At 64.3% G+C, this 19,616-nt stretch carries 2 protein-coding genes and 1 pseudogene; all 3 read left to right on the top strand.

The window, feature by feature from the left end; translation table 11 throughout:
* Positions 1-43: 43 nt before the first annotated feature.
* Positions 44-4,114: pseudogene (locus HDC32_RS32540) on the top strand (amino acid adenylation domain-containing protein); the annotation flags it as partial.
* 162 nt (positions 4,115-4,276) lie between these two features.
* Positions 4,277-4,531, top strand: coding sequence for a phosphopantetheine-binding protein (locus tag HDC32_RS32535; RefSeq protein ID WP_390897267.1), 255 nt, complete (start codon positions 4,277-4,279; stop codon positions 4,529-4,531).
* Positions 4,532-4,541: 10 nt separating this feature from the next.
* Positions 4,542-19,502: a non-ribosomal peptide synthase/polyketide synthase gene (locus HDC32_RS24875; protein WP_311771984.1), complete on the top strand. Its 14,961-nt coding sequence runs from the start codon at positions 4,542-4,544 to the stop codon at positions 19,500-19,502.
* Positions 19,503-19,616: the final 114 nt, after the last annotated feature.

Below are 19,616 nucleotides of genomic sequence, written 5' to 3'. Positions count from 1 at the left end.
GGGCCAGACGCCTTTGCTGCCGTTCCAGCAGTTGTTCTTCGAGATGGACCTGCCGGACCGCCACCACTGGAACCAGTCCTTGCTGCTGGTGCCACGCGAGCCGGTCCGGGCAGGTCGACTGCAAGCGGCTTTGCACGCCATCGTCCAGCACCACGATGTGCTGCGCCTGAGTTTCAGCCAGCACGCCGAAGGGTGGCAGGCCGAGCATGCAGCCGCCACCCCTGAGGTGCTGTGGCAAGCCACGGTGAAGGATGCCGACGAACTGGCCGCGCTGTGCGAAAAAGCCCAGCGCAGCCTCGACCTGCAACAGGGGCCCTTGCTGCGTGCGGTCCTTGCCGAACTGGCCGACGGTTCCCAGCGCCTGTTGCTGGTGATGCACCACCTGGTGGTGGATGGCGTGTCCTGGCGGGTGTTCCTTGAGGACCTGCAACGCCTGTACCGCCAACAGCCGTTACCCGCCAAGACCTCGTCGTTCAAGGCCTGGGCCGAGCGTTTGCAGGCCCATGCCCGCAGCGAAGCGGTACAGCCGCAGAAACACTTCTGGCTGCAACAACTCCAGGGCGTGCCTGCCGATCTGCCATGCCGTGATCCGCAAGGCGCGCGTCCTGTCCGCCTGGCGCAGACCGTGGTCAGCCAGCTGGACGCCGAGCACACCCGGCAATTACTGCAACAGGCGCCTGCGGCCTATCGCACCCAGATCAACGATCTGCTGCTGACCGCCCTGGCGCGCGTCATCTGCCAGTGGACGGGGCAGGCTTCAAGCTTGATCCAGCTGGAAGGCCACGGCCGCGAAGACCTGTTCGACGATATCGACCTGACCCGCACCCTGGGTTGGTTCACCAGCCTGTTCCCGGTGCGCCTGACCCCGGCCGAATCCCTTGGCGCTTCTATCAAGCAGATCAAGGAGCAACTGCGCGCCGTGCCGGACAAGGGCCTGGGCTTCGGCGCGCTGCGCTACCTCGGCGACGAGGCCACGCGCCAGGCGTTCAGCGCATTGCCGGTGCCGCGTATCACCTTCAATTACCTGGGCCAGATCGACGGCAGCTTTGACCAGCCGGACGGCTTGTTCGCGCTGGCCGCAGAAAGTGCCGGTGCCGAGCAGAGCCCGGAGGCGCCGCTGGGCAACTGGTTGACACTCAACGGTCAGGTGCTCGGCGGTGAGCTGCACCTGGGTTGGACCTTCAGCCCGCTGATGTTCGAGGTGTCGCAGATCGACGCCTTGAGCCAGGCCTTCAGCCGTGAACTGACGGCGTTGGTGGAACATTGCTGTACCCCCGGCAACCACGGCGTGACGGCCTCGGACTTCCCGTTGTCCCGCCTGAACCAGCAGCAGCTTGAATCCTTGCCGCTGGCCGCTGATGGGATTGAAGACATCTACACCTTGTCGCCCATGCAGCAGGGCATGCTGTTCCACACCCTGTACGAACAGGCCGCCGGCGACTACATCAACCAAATCCGCGTGACGGTCGAGGGCCTGGATGTAGCGCGGTTCCAGCAGGCCTGGGATGTCACGGTGCAGGCCCATGATGTGTTGCGCAGTGGGTTCTACTGGGAAGGCCAGCTGGAATGGCCGTGCCAGGTGGTGTATCGCGAGGCCCGGTTGCCGATCGAACACCTCGACTGGCGCGCCATGCCGGAGCGTGAGCTGGCGTTGCAAAACCTGCAGCAAGCCCAGCGTCGCCAGGGCTTTGACCTGGCCAAGGCACCCCTTGTCCGTCTGGTGCTGGTGCGCACCGACGAGCAACGCCATGAGCTGATCTACACCAACCATCACATCCTGATGGACGGTTGGAGCAATTCGCGACTGTTCGGTGAAGTGCTGCAACGTTACGCCGGTGTGGCGGTGCCTGAAGCGGCGGGTCGCTATCGCGATTACATCGGCTGGTTGCAGCAGCGGGATGCCGGTGCGACCGAAACCTTCTGGCGCGAGCAGTTGAGTGCATTGCAAGCGCCGACCCGCCTGGGCAGCAGCCAGCCAAGCGCGGCGAATGGGCATGGCGAACACCAACTGAGCCTGGATCGCCCGCTGACGGGTCGCCTCGAGGCTTTTGCGCGCAGCAATAAGGTCACGCTCAATACCCTGATCCAGGCGGCATGGCTGGTCCTGTTGCAGCGCCATAGCGGGCAGGCGGTGGTGTCGTTCGGCGCCACCGTGGCCGGGCGCCCGGCAGACCTCGTGGGGGTGGAGCAGCAGATCGGCCTGTTCATCAACACCTTGCCGGTGATCTGCGCAGTGGATGGCCAGCAAACCGTGGCCGACTGGTTGCAGGCGGTGCAGGCGCAGAACCTGGCTTTGCGCGAGCATGAACATACCGGGCTGTACGATATCCAGCGCTGGGCCGGGCAGGGCGGTGAAGCCTTGTTCGATAACATCCTGGTGTTCGAAAACTACCCGGTGTCCAAGGCCCTGGAGCAGAGTGGCGGCAGCGGTATCCGTTTTGGCCTGCCGGATTCCCGCGAGCAAACCAGCTTCCCGCTGACGGTGCTGGTGGACGTGGGTGACACGCTATCGGTGCAGTTCAGTTTCGCGCGTGCGCATTTTGACCTGGGCACGGTGCAAACCTACGGCCGCCATCTGCTCAATCTGCTGCAAGCCATGCTCGAGGGCGGCCAGCAACGTCTGGGTGACCTGGCTATGCTCGATGTGGCTGAACGTCAGCAGGTGGTGCAGGAATGGAACGCCACGGCGCGGGACTACCCATTGCAGCACTGCGTGCATCAACTGATTGAACAGCAGGTGGGGCGTACGCCGGACGCTGCGGCCCTGGTGTTTGCCGAGCAGCGCTTGAGCTACGCCGAACTCAACCGCCGCGCCAACCGCCTGGCGCATCGCCTGATCGAAGCCGGCGTGGGGCCGGACGTGCTGGTGGGCCTGGCGGTGGAGCGTTCCATCGAAATGGTCGTCGGCCTGCTCGCGGTGCTCAAGGCCGGTGGTGCCTATGTGCCGCTGGACCCGGAATACCCCCGCGAACGCCTGGCCTACATGCTGGACGACAGTGGGGTGAAACTGCTGCTGACCCAGGCGCATTTGCGTGAGCAGTTGCCGATTCCCCAGGGCCTGGAAACCCTGGTGCTGGGCGAATCTGCCTTCGAGGGCTACAGCGACGCCAACCCAGGGATCGCCCTGGACGGCGAGAACCTTGCCTACGTGATCTACACCTCGGGCTCCACCGGTCAACCCAAAGGCGCCGGCAACCGTCATTCGGCATTGCTGAACCGCCTGCAATGGATGCAGGAAGCCTATGGCCTGGATGCCAGCGACACAGTGCTGCAAAAGACCCCGTTCAGCTTCGACGTGTCGGTATGGGAGTTCTTCTGGCCGTTGATGACCGGTTCGCGCCTGGTGGTCGCCGCGCCGGGGGATCATCGCGATCCGGCCAGGCTGATCAACCTGATCAATCAACAGCGGGTCACTACGCTGCACTTCGTGCCATCGATGTTGCAGGCGTTCCTGCAGGATCCGGCGGTGTCGACCTGCCAAAGCCTGCACCGCATCGTGTGCAGCGGCGAGGCCTTGCCGGTGGACGCCCAGCAGCAAGTCTTCGCCAAGCTGCCGCAGGCCGGGCTCTACAACCTGTACGGCCCGACCGAAGCCGCCATCGACGTGACCCACTGGACCTGCGTGGACGAAGGCCGCGACGCGGTGCCGATTGGCCGCCCGATCGCCAACCTCGGTTGCTACATCCTCGACAGCCACTTCGAACCCGTACCGGTCGGCGTCCTCGGCGAGCTGTACCTGGGTGGCGTGGGCCTGGCCCGTGGTTACCACCGCCGCCCGGCACTCACCGCCGAACGTTTTGTCGCCCACCCGTTCATCCAGGGCGAGCGCCTGTACCGTACCGGCGACCTCGCACGCTACCGCGCAGACGGCGTGATCGAATACGCCGGGCGCATCGATCATCAAGTCAAGCTACGCGGCCTGCGCATCGAACTGGGGGAAATCGAGGCGCGCCTGCTGGAGCACGAATGGGTCCGTGAGACTGCCGTGCTGGCGGTCGACGGCAAATACCTGGTGGGCTACCTGGTGCTGCAAAACGCCGGGGACGATTGGCGCGATGTGTTCGGCGCCCATCTCGCCCAGCAGTTGCCGGACTACATGGTGCCCGCCCAATGGGTGCTGCTGGAGCAGATGCCCCTGAGCCCCAACGGCAAACTGGATCGCAAGGCCTTGCCCAAGGCGGACGCCAGTTTGCAAGCGCGGGAGTATGTCGCGCCGCAGAGCGAGCTGGAACAGCAGATCGCCGCGATCTGGGCCGAGGTCCTGGAGGTACCGCGCGTGGGTTTGAACGACAACTTCTTCGAACTGGGCGGGCACTCGCTGCTGGCGACCCAGGTGGTGGTGCGCCTGCGTGAGCAGCTGCACGCCGAATTCGACGTCAAATCGATCTTCACCACCCCGACCCTGGCCGACTTCAGCGCCTATGTGGCTGGCCAGCAGACAAATAATTCGCCGGTGCAGGACGCATTGGCTAAATCCTTGGAGGCTCTCAAACGTCTATCAGCAGAAGATTTGGATAAATTGATTTCCTGAGGGGCGTGGCGTGCAAGCATTAATCGAGTCGGTAGGGTCACTTTCAGCGCAACAAAAGAAAGCGTTGGCGGTAATGCTCAAGCAGCAAGGCATCAACCTGTTTGAGATTGCCCCGGTTTTCAAGCGCCAGGAAGGTGAGCCCCTTCGACTCTCTTATGCCCAGGAACGGCAGTGGTTCCTGTGGCAGTTGGAGCCGCAGAGCACTGCCTATCACGTGCCAAGGGCCCTGCGCCTGACCGGTCAGCTGGACGTGACTGCGTTGCAGCGCAGCTTTGACACACTGGTGATGCGCCATGAAAGCCTGCGCACGCATTTGCAGGAGGACGGCGACAGCGCCCTGCAGGTGATTGCCGATCAGGTCCGGGTGGAGATCGCCCTGGTCGACGCCGAGGAATCCGAACTCAAGGCGCTGGTGGAAGCCGAGATCGCCCAGCCGTTCGATTTGCAGCAAGGTCCACTGTTGCGGGTCAAGCTGCTGCGCCTGGCGCCCCAGGAGCACGTGCTGGTGCTGGTGCAGCATCACATCGTTTCCGATGGCTGGTCGATGCAGGTGATGGTCGACGAGCTGGTGCAGCTGTACGCCGCCTATGTGAAGGGCCAGGACCTGCAACTGCCGGCCTTGCCGATCCAGTACGCCGACTACGCGCTGTGGCAACGCAGCTGGATGGAGGCGGGCGAGCGTGAGCGCCAGTTGGGTTACTGGAAAGGCATGCTCGGCGGCGAGCAGCCGGTCCTCGAAATGCCCATGGACCGCCCGCGGCCAGCGGTACAGAGCTACCGCGGGGCAAGGCTGGACCTGACCCTGGAAACCTCGCTGGTGGCGGCCCTCAAGACCTTGGCACAGCGCGAAGGTGTGACGGTCTTCATGCTGTTGCTGGCGTCGTTCCAGGCCGTGTTGCACCGCTACAGTGGCCAGGGTGACATCCGCATCGGCGTGCCGGTGGCCAACCGTAATCGGGTGGAGACCGAGCGCCTGATCGGCTTTTTCGTCAACACGCAAATCCTCAAGGCCGATATCGACGGCCAAATGACCTTCCGTGAATTGCTGCAGCAAACCCGCCAACGTGCGGTCGAGGCCCAGGCCCATCAAGACTTGCCGTTCGAGCAGCTGGTGGAAGCGCTGCAGCCCGAGCGCAGCCTGAGCTACAACCCGTTGTTCCAAGTGATGTTCAACCACCAGACCGACACCCAACGCGGCGGTGGCAGCGTCACGGGCCTGCAAGTACAAGGGCTGGAGTGGGAAAGCAAGACGTCGCAGTTTGACCTCAACCTCGACACCCAGGAATCGGCTGATGGTATCCAGGCGTCCCTGACCTATGCCACCGACGTGTTTGATGCGCCGGGCCTGGAACGTTTCCTCGGCCACTGGCACCGTTTGTTGCACCTGGTGGTCCAGGATTGTAACGGCCGGGTCGGCGAGTTGCCGTTGCTGGACGATACGCAGTGGCAGCAACTGGTGCATACCTGGAATGACACGCACCAGGCGTTCCCGCAGGATGTGGGTGTACACCATTTGCTGGAAACCCAGGCCCAGGCCCGTCCGGACGCGATCGCGCTGGTCTGCAATGGCCAGGCGCTGAGCTACGCAGAACTGAACCGCCGTGCCAATCGCCTGGCCCATCGCCTGCGTGCCGCCGGTGTTGGCCCGGACGTGCTGGTGTCCATTGCCCTGGACCGTTCGGTGGACATGGTGCTGGCCTTGCTGGCAACCCTGAAGGCCGGTGGTGCCTATGTGCCGCTCGATCCGCAGTTCCCGGCGGATCGGCTGGCGTTCATGCTCGAAGACAGCCGCGCACGCGTATTACTGACTGCCGGCGACCTGCACGAACGCCTGCCACTGGCGGCTGACCAGCAATTGCTGCTCATGGACCCACAGGAAGATGCGCGCTACAGCAGCGCCAACCCCGACATCGAACTGACGGGCGAACACCTCGCCTATGTGATCTACACCTCCGGCTCCACCGGCAAGCCCAAGGGCGTAATGGTGCGTCATGGCGCACTGAGCAGCTTCACCCATGGCATGGCCAGCACCCTGTCCATTGGCGCTGACGCGCGGCTGTTGTCGTTGACGACGTTCTCGTTCGATATCTTTGCCCTGGAACTCTACGTACCGCTGGCGACAGGTGCGACGGTGGTACTGGCCGACAAGCACGTGTCCCTGGACCCCGAGGCGATTCTGGATCTGGTACAGCGCGAAGCGATCAGTGTGGTGCAAGCCACGCCCTCGAGCTGGCGCATGCTCCTGGACAGCGAACGCCGCGCCTTGCTGCGCGGGGTCAAGTGCCTGTGCGGTGGCGAGGCGTTGCCGGCCGACCTGGCCCAGCGCATGCTGGCCCAGCAGGGCACGGTGTGGAACCTGTATGGCCCGACCGAAACCACTATTTGGTCGGCGGCCCATCTACTGGTTGAACCGTTGCCGTTTGTCGGTCGGCCAATCGCCAACACCTCGTTGTTTATCCTCAATGCCGAGCTCACCCCGAGCCCGGTAGGCACCAGCGGTGAGCTGCTGATCGGCGGTGTCGGCCTGGCCCGTGGTTACCACGGCCGCGCAGCGATGACTGCCGAACGTTTCGTGCCTAACCCGTTCGCTACTAACGGCGAACGCCTGTACCGCACCGGCGACCTGGCGCGCTATCGCGCGGATGGCGTGGTCGAGTACATCGGCCGCGTCGACCATCAGGTCAAGGTGCGTGGGTTCCGTATAGAACTGGGAGAGATTGAGGCGTGCCTGCGTGAGCAGCATGCGATCCGCGAAGCCGTGGTGGTGGCCGAGCACGACCAGTTGCTGGCCTATCTGGTGACCGACAACTCGACGCCGGAAGCCGATCAGGGCGCCTTGCGCGAAACGCTCAAGGCCGCGCTGCGCGAGGTGCTGCCGGATTATATGGTGCCGGCGCACATGCTGTTCCTGGCACGCCTGCCGCTGACACCGAACGGTAAGCTGGATCGCAAGGCGCTGCCCAAGCCAGACGCCAGCCTGCTGCAAAAACGCTATGTGGCGCCGGTCGGTGAGAAAGCCCGGCAGGTGGCCGCGATCTGGGCCGAGGTGCTGGGCGTGCCGCAGGTGGGCCTGGAAGACCATTTCTTCGAACTCGGCGGTCATTCGCTGCTGGCGACCCGCATGGTGTCGCGTGTGCGCCAGGCACTGGGTATCGAGGTGGCGCTCAAAAGCCTGTTTGAACAACCGGTGCTGGGCGCCTTCGTGGCGGCACTGGGGGATGCACGCGCCGAGGTCGCGCAGATCACCCGCGCGGATCGCGAACAGCCGTTGGCCCTGTCGTATGCCCAGGAGCGCCAGTGGTTCCTCTGGCAGTTGGAACCCGACAGCGCGGCCTATCACATTCCTGCCGCGCTACGCCTGTTGGGTGCGCTTGACCGTGTGGCCCTGCAACGTGCGTTCGACACCCTGGTGCAGCGCCATGAAACCTTGCGCACGGTGTTTTTTTCCGACGTGAGCCAGACCGTTCAGCGCGTGCTCGAACAGGCTGCGCCGGTGATTGAACACCAGGTCGTGGGCGCAGCCACCTCCGGCGAATTGCAGGGGTGGGTGGAGCGCGAAATCGCCCGGCCATTCGATCTGCAGGCCGGCCCGTTACTGCGCATCAAGCTGCTGCAACTGAGCGAGCACGAGCATGTGCTGATACTGGTCCAGCACCACATCGTGTCGGATGCCTGGTCGATGCAGGTCATGGTCGATGAACTGGTGAGTTTGTATGCCGGTTACAGCCAGGGGCTGGAGCCAATGCTGCCGCCGCTGCCGATTCAATACGCGGACTACGCCCAGTGGCAGCGTGGCTGGATGGAGGCGGGCGAAAAAGCCCGGCAATTGGCCTACTGGCGGGCGCGCCTGGGTGATGTGCAGCCGGTACTGGAGCTGCCACTGGACCGCCCGCGCCCGGCGATGCAACGTTACGAAGGCGCACGCCTGGATGTGCTGGTTGAGCCCGTCGTGGTCGAAGGCTTGCGCGCCCTGGCGCAGCGCGAAGGCGTGACCCTGTTCATGCTGCTGCTCGCGTCCTTCCAGTCGATGCTGTACCGCTACACCGGCCAGTCGGACATCCGTGTCGGCGTGCCTATCGCCAACCGTAACCGCCTGGAAACCGAGCAACTGATCGGCTTCTTCGTCAATACCCAGGTGCTCAAGGCCGAGATCGACGGGCACATGACCTTTGCCCAGCTGTTGCAGCAGGTCAAGGAGCACGCGTTGGGTGCGCAGGCCCATCAGGACCTGCCTTTCGAACAGTTGGTCGAGGCCCTGCAACCCGAGCGCAGCCTGAGCCACAACCCGCTGTTCCAAGTGATGTTCAATCACCAGTCCGACGCCCATGCCAACCGTAGCAGCCAGCAATTGCCGGGGCTGCAGGTGCAGGGGCTGGAGTGGGACAGCCATACGGCGCATTTCGACCTGAGCCTGGATACTCAGGAGTCTGCCGAGGGCCTGCACGCTTCGTTGACCTACGCGACCGCACTGTTCGACGCCAGTACCCTGCAGCGCTTCGCCGCGCATTGGCAAAACCTGCTGAAGAGCGTGGTGGGTACGGCCCGGCAGTGTATCGCCGACCTGCCGATGTTGGGCCGCGATGAGCAAGCGCAGATGCTCTATGGTTGGAATCCGCCGCAGCCGGCGCGTGCCGCCCAAAGCAGCGTGCTGGTTAAATTCGAGCAGCAGGTGGCGAGCCGGCCCGGCGCCGTCGCCCTGATCATGGATCAGCGGCGCATGAGTTACGCCGACCTCAACCAGCGCGCCAACCGCCTGGCCCACGCCTTGATCGAGCAGGGCGTGGGCGCCGACAGCCTGGTCGGCGTGGCCGTGGACCGTTCGCTGGAAATGATCGTGGCCCTGCTGGCCGTGCTCAAGGCCGGCGGCGCCTATGTGCCGCTGGACCCGCAATACCCCCGCGACCGCCTGCAATGCATGATCGAAGACAGCGGTTTGCAGCTGTTGCTGACCCAGCAGCCGTTGCTGGAGCGCCTGCCGATCAGTGCCGACCTGGCGTTGATCTGCCTGGAGTGCGATCCGCAGTGGTTGGCCGAGTACCCGTCGAGCAACCCCGAGGTGCGCGCGTTCCCGGCCAACCTGGCCTACCTGATGTTCACCTCGGGTTCGACCGGGCGGCCCAAGGGCGTGGGCATCGACCAGGCGTCGTTGGCACGCCACGTCGAGGTGTTTATCGAGGTGTTTGCGCTGACCGCCGAAGACTGCGTGCTGCAATTCGGTACGTTCAACTTCGACGGTTTCGTCGAGCAACTCTACCCGGCACTCTGCTGCGGGGCTGCGGTGGTGGTGCGTGGCGGCGAGCTGTGGGACAGCGACACCTTCTACACCCAACTGATCGAACATGAGATTTCGGTGGTCGACCTCACCACCGCCTACTGGCACCTGATCGCCCGGGACTTTGCCGAGCGCGGTGTGCGGGACTATGGGCGGTTGCGCCAGGTGCATGCGGGCGGCGAAGCCATGCCGCCGGAAGGTTTGGCCTCCTGGCGCGATGCCGGGCTGGGCCATGTGCGTCTGCTCAACACCTACGGTCCCACCGAGGCGACCGTCACGGTCACGGCCCTCGATTGTGCGGGTTATGTCGATGGCAGCGAAGCCGTCACGCAAATGATGCCGATTGGTCGCGTACTGGACGGCCGTGCCATCTACCTGCTGGATGCCAGCCTCAACCCGGTGCCCGTGGGCGTGGCCGGCGAACTGGTGATCGGCGGGCCATTGCTGGCGCGGGGGTACTTCAACCGCGCGGCGTTGACCGCCGAACGCTTTATTCCCGACCCTTTTGACCCCGCTGGCGGCGGTCGCCTGTACCGCACCGGCGACCTGGCGCGCTACCGCGCCGATGGCGTGATCGAGTACATCGGGCGTATCGACCATCAGGTCAAGGTACGTGGCTTCCGTATCGAACTGGGTGAAATCGAATCGCGCCTGCTGGCCCAGGATGCGGTCCGCGAAGCGCTGGTGATTGCTGCCGACCAGCAACTGATCGCCTACCTCGTCACCTCCACGGCCGAGTCCGAGCAGGACGCACTGCGTGAGCAGCTTCGCGCGGCCTTGCGCGATGAGCTGCCGGACTACATGGTGCCGGCGCACTTCATGTTCCTGAAGGCACTGCCATTGAGCCCCAATGGCAAGCTGGATCGCCATGCCTTGCCACGCCCGGATGCGAGCCAGGCGCTGCACAGTTGGGTGGCGCCGGTCAGTGTGCTGGAGCAGCAGGTTGCCGCGATCTGGGCGGATATCCTCGGTGCCGAACGTATTGGCCTGACCGATCATTTCTTTGAGCTGGGCGGCCATTCCTTGCTGGCCATGCAAGTGGCGTCGCGCCTGCGGCATAACCTGGGGATCGAGTTGCCGCTGCGCGTGCTGTTCGAACAACCGCGCCTCGACGGCTTTGTCGCGGCCGTGCATACCGAGGGCAAGCGGGGCGGTTCGACGGCGCCGGCATTGGTGCCGTCTTCCCGCGATGTGCCGTTGGTGTTGTCGTATGCCCAGGAGCGCCAGTGGTTCCTCTGGCTGCTGGAGCCCGACAGCGCCGCCTACCATGTGCCCAGCGCGTTGCGCCTCAAGGGCCGGTTGGACCTGAACGCGCTGCAACGCAGCTTCGACACGCTGGTAGCGCGCCACGAAAGCCTGCGCACCCATTTGCATCAGGGTGATGAGCAGACCGTGCAGGTGATTGCGGCGCAGGCCACGGTCGACATCGTTCTGGTCGAGAGCGACCCGACCCGGCTCAAGGCCCAGGTCCAAGCCGAGATCGCCCGCCCGTTCGACCTGCAGGCCGGGCCATTGCTCAGGGCCACGTTGTTGCGCCAGGGCGAGGACGAGCATGTACTGGTGCTGGTGCTGCACCATATCGTCTCCGACGGCTGGTCGATGCAAATCATGGTCGATGAGCTGGTGCAGTTGTACAGCGCCTACAGCCAGGGCCTGGATCTGCAACTGCCGGCCTTGCCGATCCAGTACGCCGACTATGCCCGCTGGCAGCGCGAGTGGATGGACGCGGGCGAAAAAGCCCGGCAGCTGGCGTACTGGCAAGGTTTGCTGGGCGGCGAGCAACCGGTGCTGGAGTTGCCTTTCGACCACCAGCGCCCGGCCGAGCAAAGCCATCGTGGTGCGCGCCTGTATGTCGAGCTGCCGCCCGCGCTGGTTGCCGACCTCAAGGGCCTGGCGCAACGCGAAGGCGTGACCCTGTTCATGCTGTTACTGGCCTCGTTCCAGGCGCTGATGCACCGTTACAGCGGCCAGGAAGACGTGCGCGTCGGGGTGCCGATTGCCAACCGCAACCGGGTCGAGACCGAGCGGCTGATCGGCTTCTTCGTCAACACCCAGGTGCTCAAGGCCGATATCGATGAGCAGACTTCGGTCACGCAACTGTTGCAGCAGGTCCGCCAGCGTGCGCTGGAGGCCCAGGACCATCAGGACCTGCCGTTCGAGCAACTGGTGGAGGCGCTGCAACCCGAGCGCAGCTTGAGCCTCAACCCGTTGTTCCAAGTGATGTTCAACCACCAGACCGAAGCGCGCCTGGGCGGCGCCGAACACGCGCTGTCCGCACTGCGCGTCGAAGGCCTGGAATGGGAGAGCCAGACCGCCCATTTCGACCTGGACCTGGATGTGCATGAAGGCACCGACAACATCTGGGCCACCTTGGGTTACGCCACCGACCTGTTCAACGCCTCGACCATCGAGCGCATGGCGCGCCACTGGCAGAACCTGTTGCAGGGCATGGTTGCGCACCCACAGCACAGCATCGGCGAGTTGAACCTGCTGGACCCGGCCGAACGCCAGCAGATCCTGCAATTGTGGGATCAAACCGCTGCCGGCTTCTCAGCCGAGCGCCTGGTGCACGAACTGGTCGCCGACCGTGCCCGGGAAAAACCGGATGCAGTCGCGGTGAAATTCGACGCGCAAACCCTGAGCTACGGCGAGCTTGACCGCCAGGCCAACCGCCTGGCCCACGCTCTGATCGCCCGTGGCGTCGGCCCGGAAGTGCGCGTGGCGATTGCCATGCCGCGCAGCGCCGAAATCATGGTGGCGTTCCTGGCGGTGATGAAAGCCGGCGGCGTCTACGTGCCGCTGGACATCGAATACCCGCGTGATCGCCTGCTGTACATGATGCAGGACAGCCGTGCGAAGTTGCTGCTGACCCACACCAGTGCCTTGCAGCAACTGCCGATTCCCGAAGGCCTGGACAGCCTGGCGATTGATCGCACCGAGCAATGGGCCGATTACAGTGACACCGCGCCAAACGTGAACCTGGACGGCGACAACCTCGCCTACGTGATCTACACCTCGGGATCCACCGGCATGCCCAAAGGCGTGGCGGTCTCTCATGGGCCGTTGGTGGCGCATATCATTGCCACTGGCGAGCGTTATGAAACGTCCCCGGCCGATTGCGAACTGCACTTCATGTCCTTCGCCTTCGACGGCTCCCACGAAGGCTGGATGCACCCGCTGATCAATGGCGCCAGCGTGCTGATCCGTGACGACAGCCTATGGCTGCCCGAGTACACCTACGAACAGATGCACCGTCACAACGTGACCATGGCGGTGTTCCCGCCGGTGTACCTGCAACAGCTGGCCGAGCATGCCGAGCGTGACGGTAATCCACCGAAGGTGCGTGTGTACTGCTTTGGCGGCGACGCAGTGGCCCAGGCCAGCTATGACCTGGCCTGGCGCGCGCTCAAGCCGACCTACCTGTTCAACGGTTACGGCCCGACGGAAACCGTGGTCACACCGTTGCTGTGGAAAGCACGTAAAGGCGATCCCTGCGGCGCCGTCTACGCGCCAATCGGCACGTTGCTGGGCAACCGCAGCGGCTACGTGCTGGACGCGCAACTCAACCTGCAACCCATCGGCGTCGCCGGTGAGCTGTACCTGGGCGGCGAGGGCGTGGCCCGCGGTTACCTGGAACGTCCGGCGCTGACCGCCGAGCGCTTCGTGCCGGACCCTTTCGGCAAGCCCGGCAGTCGTGTGTATCGCAGCGGCGACCTGACCCGTGGGCGCCCGGATGGCGTGGTGGATTACCTCGGTCGCGTCGACCACCAGGTGAAAATCCGTGGCTTCCGTATCGAGCTGGGCGAGATCGAAGCGCGCCTGCGTGAGCAGGACAACGTCGGCGAAACCGTGGTGGTGGCGCAGGAAGGCCCGACCGGCAAACAGCTGGTGGCCTACGTGGTGCCGGCTGACGCCAGCCTGGTCAACGAAGCCGAGTTCCGCGACCACCTGCGCCGTGCCCTGAAAACCCGCCTGCCGGATTACATGGTGCCGACGTACTTCATGTTCCTCGCGCAAATGCCGCTGACCCCCAACGGCAAGCTCGACCGCAAGGGCCTGCCGCAACCCGACGCCAGCCTGTTGCAACAAGCCTATGTGGCTCCGCAGAGCGAGTTGGAGCAGCAGATTGCCGCGATCTGGGCCGAGGTATTGCGCCTGCCGCAAGTGGGCCTGAACGACAACTTCTTTGAGCTGGGTGGTGATTCGATCATCTCGATCCAGGTAGTAAGCCGTGCTCGCCAGGCGGGTATTCGGTTCACGCCCAAGGACCTGTTCCAGCACCAGACCGTACAAAGCCTGGCCGGTGTCGCGCGCCAAGGCGTCGAAGGCGTGACGATCAGCCAGGCCGCGCTCAGTGGCGAAACCTTGCTGCTGCCTATCCAGCAAGCGTTCTTCGCCGATGAGATCGCCGAGCGTCATCACTGGAACCAATCGGTGGTATTGCAACCCCATGAACACCTCGACGCCACGACGCTGACCCAGGCCTTGCAGGCGTTGATCGTGCATCACGATGCGTTGCGTTCGCAGTTCGTTGACGGTGCGGATGGCTGGCAGGGCGTCTATCGCGGTGCCGAACAGCACCAGGCCAATGCCGTTCTGTGGCACCGCACGCTGCAGGACATCGACGAACTCGCGGCCTTGGGTGAAGAGGCACAACGCAGCCTGGACCTGGGCTACGGCCCGCTGATACGGGCGGTGCTGGTCGAGTTGGACGGTGGTGCACAGCGCTTGCTGTTGGTGATCCACCACCTGGTGGTGGATGGTGTGTCGTGGCGGATCCTGCTGGAGGACCTGCAAACGGCTTACCGGCAGCTCGCCCGTGGCGTTGCCGTGGCATTACCGGCCAAGACCAGCTCCACCCGTGACTGGGCACACCGACTGCAGCAGTACGCCCAGGGCGATGCGCTGACCGGCGAACTGGCATGGTGGCAAGCGCAGTTGCACGGCGCCGAGGTCGACCTGCCAGCTGCCAGGCCGGGCGCCAGCTTGAGCAACCGGCATGCTGGCAGTGCGACCACGCATCTGGATGTCTCCCACACCCGACGCCTGTTGCAGGACGCACCGGCGGCCTATCGCACCCAGATCAACGATGTGTTGCTGACCGCCCTGGCCCGAGTGATCGGGCGCTGGACCGGGCACGCGTCGACCCTGATCCGTTTGGAGGGACATGGCCGCGAAGACCTGTTCGACGATATCGACCTGACGCGCACCGTCGGCTGGTTCACCAGTCTCTACCCGGTCAAACTGACGCCGGCCCTGACCCTGACGGACTCGTTGAAGGGGATCAAGGAGCAACTGCGCGCCATTCCCGACAAAGGCATCGGCTTTGGTGCCTTGCGTTACCTGGGGCAACCGCAGGTTCGTGAAGCCCTGGCGGGCTTGCCGCAGCCTCGCATTACGTTCAACTACCTGGGCCAGTTCGATGCCAGTTTTGATGACAGCGAGGAGCAGGGCCTGTTTGCGCCTTCCGGTGACGCTGCCGGGGCTGATCAAAGCCCTGAGGCGTCCTTGGGCAACTGGCTGGAAATCAACGGCCAGGTGTATGGCGGCGAATTGAACCTGACCTGGAGCTTCAGCCAACAGATGTTCGACCCGGCCAGCATCCAGCAATTGGCCGATGACTATGCCCAGGAACTCAAGGCACTGATCGCGCATTGCTGCCAGCCTGAAAACACCGGTGCCACGCCGTCGGACTTCCCATTGGCGCGCTTGAGCCAGGCACAGTTGGATGGCCTGTCGTTGCCGTTGAACCGGGTCGAGGACATCTACCCGTTGTCACCGATGCAACAGGGCATGCTGTTCCAATCCTTGTATGGACAGGGTTCCGGCGACTACATCAACCAGATGCGCGTCGATGTGCAAGGGCTGGATGTAAGCAGGTTCCAGGCGGCCTGGCAGGTTGCCGTGGAACACCACGATATCCTGCGCACGGCGTTCCTCTGGCAGACCGAGCTGGAGCAGCCGTTGCAAGTGGTCTACAAGACGGTGCGGGTGCCTTTGCTCGAACACGATTGGCAGCACCGCGCGGACCGCGCCGAAGCACTCGACGCACTGGCCGAAGCCGCCCGGGCCGAAGGCTTTGTGCTTGAGCAGGCCCCATTGTTGAGCCTGGTGGTGGTGCGTACCGGTGCCGACAGCCATCATCTGATTTACACCAACCACCACATCCTGATGGATGGCTGGAGTTCATCGCAGCTGTTCGGCGAGGTGCTGCAGCAGTACGCCGGCGAGGTGTTGCGCGCGCCGAACGGGCGTTACCGTGACTACATCGCCTGGCTGCAGGCACAGGACCCGGTCACCAGCGAAACCTTCTGGAAGGCGCAGCTGGCGGGGATGCAGGAACCGACCCGGCTGTCGCGCGGTGCCAGGCGCGAGCAGGGTGTTTCCCAGGTCAACGGCATTCACCGGCTGGTGCTGGAGCAGTCGGCCACCGAGCAGCTCAAGGCCTTTGCCCAGCGGCGCAAGGTTACCCTCAATACCCTGGTGCAAAGTGCCTGGCTCCTGCTGTTGCAACGGCATACCGGCCTGGACACCGTCGCGTTCGGTGCGACGGTGGCGGGACGTCCGGCCGAGTTGCCGGGCATCGAGCAGCAGGTCGGTTTGTTTATCAACACCTTGCCAGTGGTGGCGACGCCGAGCCCGCAGTTGAGCGTGGACGCCTGGCTGCAGCAGGTGCAGGGGCAAAACCTGCGCCTGCGCGAGCAGGAGCACACGCCGTTGTTCGACATTCAGCGTTGGGCCGGGCTCGGTGGCGAAGCGCTGTTCGACAGCATCCTGGTGTTCGAGAACTACCCGGTGTCGGCGGCGCTGGAGCAGGGCGCCCCGGCGGGCCTGCGTTTCGGCGCGATGGACAGCCTGGAACAGACGCACTATCCCTTGACCGTATTGCTGGCCATGGGTGAACGCCTGGCCGTGGAGTTCAACTACGACCCGGCTGCGTTCGGCGAGCAGGACATCGTCCATCTGGCCGAGCACTTCGAGCAGGTATTGCAGGCACTCACTCTGCCGCAGGTGGAGCGCCTGGCGGACCTGCCATCCCTGCCGCAGGCACAGCGCAAGGTGATCGTCGAGGACTGGAATGCGACGGCGCGCGAGTACCCGCTGCCACGCGGTGTGCACCAATTGATCGAAGATCAGGTCGCCCTGACGCCGCAGGCTCCCGCCCTGGTATTTGGCGCGCAGCGCCTGAACTACGCCGAGTTGAACCGCCGCGCCAACCGCCTGGCGCATCGCCTGATCGAAGCCGGCGTAGGCCCGGACGTGCTGGTAGGCCTGGCGGTGGAGCGTTCCATCGAAATGGTCGTCGGCCTGCTCGCGGTGCTCAAGGCCGGTGGTGCCTATGTGCCGCTGGACCCCGAATACCCGCGTGAGCGCCTGGCCTACATGCTGGACGACAGCGGCGTGAAACTGCTGCTGACCCAAGCCCATTTGCTTGAGCAATTACCGATTCCCCAAGGCCTGGAAACCCTGGTGCTGGGCGACGCCGGGTGCGAAGGCTACAGCGACGCGAACCCAGGGCTCGCCCTGGACGGTGAAAACCTCGCCTACGTGATCTACACCTCGGGTTCCACCGGGCAACCCAAAGGCGCGGGCAACCGCCATTGCGCACTGACCAACCGCCTGTGCTGGATGCAGGAGGCCTACGCGCTGGATGCCCGCGACACCGTGTTGCAGAAAACCCCGTTCAGTTTCGACGTCTCGGTGTGGGAGTTCTTCTGGCCGCTGATGACCGGCGCACGCCTGGTGGTCGCCGCACCGGGGGACCATCGCGACCCGGACAAACTGGTCGGCCTGATCACGCGTGAACAGGTCACCACGCTGCATTTTGTGCCGTCGATGCTGCAAGCGTTCCTGCAGGATTCGAACGTGTCTTCCTGCGCCAGCCTGCAGCGCATTGTGTGCAGTGGCGAGGCGTTGCCGGTGGACGCGCAACAGCAAGTGTTTGCCAAGCTGCCGCATGCCGCGCTTTACAACCTGTATGGCCCGACCGAAGCGGCCATCGACGTGACCCACTGGACGTGCGTGGATGAAGGCCGCGACGCGGTGCCGATCGGCAAGCCGATTGCCAACCTGGGCTGCTATGTCCTGGACAGCCATTTCGAGCCGGTACCGGCCGGCGTGCTGGGTGAACTGTTCCTGGGCGGCGTGGGCCTGGCGCGCGGTTATCACCGGCGTCCGGGCTTGACCGCCGAGCGCTTTATCGCGCATCCATTCATCAAGGGCGAGCGCCTCTACCGTACCGGTGACCTGGCGCGCTACCGCCCTGACGGTGTGATCGAATACGCCGGGCGTATCGACCATCAGGTCAAACTGCGCGGCTTGCGTATCGAGCTGGGTGAAATCGAAGCACGCCTGCTGGAGCACGAATCGGTGCGCGAGGCGGCGGTGCTGGCGGTGGACGGCAAGCACCTGGTGGGTTACCTGGTCTTGCAGGAGCAGGGCGAGGGCTGGCGTGAAACCCTCAGTGCACACTTGGCTGTGCAGTTGCCGGATTACATGGTCCCGACGCAATGGTTGCTGCTGGAACAGATGCCCCTCAGCCCCAACGGCAAGCTGGACCGCAAGGCATTGCCGAAGCCGAACACGCAGTCGACCCAGCGGTTTGAAGCGCCACGGACCGAGCTTGAACAGAGCGTCGCCGCGATCTGGGCCGATGTGCTCGGTGTGGAACACGTCGGGATGAATGACAACTTCTTTGAATTGGGCGGCCACTCGCTGTTGGTGCTGATGCTCAAGGAACGGATTCGCAAGGCCAGCGGTATCGGCCTTTCGGTCAGCCAGTTGATGCTCAACCCGACCGTGCGCGCGCAGGTCGGCTGCCTCGAAGGCACCACTCGCCGCTCGCTGCTGGTGCCGCTCAACAGCCGCACCGAAGGCACGCCGCTCTACCTGTTCCACCCCAGCTACGGTTCGGTGCATTGCTACAAGGCCATCGCCCTGGCGTTGCGTGAACAGCGGCCGGTGGTCGGGGTGATCTGTCGTGCGTTGGCCGAGGAGGGCGCCGAAGTGCCGGCCTGGTCCGGCATGGTCGAGGACTACACCGCGCAATTGCTGGAGGCCCAGCCCGAAGGGTCCTTCCGCCTGGCGGGCTGGTCGTTGGGCGGCAACCTGGCGGTAGAGGTTGCCTATCACCTGGAACAGGCGGGCCGACAGGTGGAGTTTGTCGGCTGGATCGATTCGTCGCCGCCGCGCTGGCTCACCCCGTACTGGGAAGCGGCAATCGTGACTGACGACAGCGAGATATCCGACAACGAACGGCGCGTGGACTTGCTCGGAGTGATGTTCCCGGCGTTTGCAGAGGCTGTCCATGCCACCTGGCAGGACGTGCAGGCCACCCACGCCGATGAAGACACGCAATGGGCACGCTTCGTCGAATGGGCCGAGGCCACCTTGGGTGACGCCTTCCTCGACATCAGGCAAGCGCTGTTGGAGGGCAACGAAGCGCAGGTGTCCTGGGACGTCGACCGTACGTTGGTCAAGCGCATGGAGCAGGCTGACTTCAAGCCACTCAAGGCGCCTGTCAGTTGCTGGTGGGCCGCCATGAGCCGGGCCGGTCAGCACCGGGCGATGATCGAGGCCAGTATGCAGCGGGTGATTGGCGAGGGCTGTGTGGTGCGGTCGGTGGTGATTGAGGTGGACCATGAGCGCATCATCGACAACGCCGAATTTGTACGCAGCCTGGTGACAGCCATGGCGTAACCGTCGCTTGGACAGAAAGCCCCGGCTCATGTGGTGTGAGCCGGGGCTTTTTTGTGGGTGGGCTGTGGGGGGAGGGGCGGCGAAGCATCGCCCATAAAAAACACCCTGGGCAGG

Origin of the sequence: Pseudomonas sp. JAI120 (assembly GCF_014207255.1) — a bacterium.
In the GTDB taxonomy this organism is placed as follows: Bacteria; Pseudomonadota; Gammaproteobacteria; order Pseudomonadales; family Pseudomonadaceae; genus Aquipseudomonas.
Note: the sequence above shows the minus strand (reverse complement) of the source record. Positions and strands in the feature narration are given on the sequence as shown.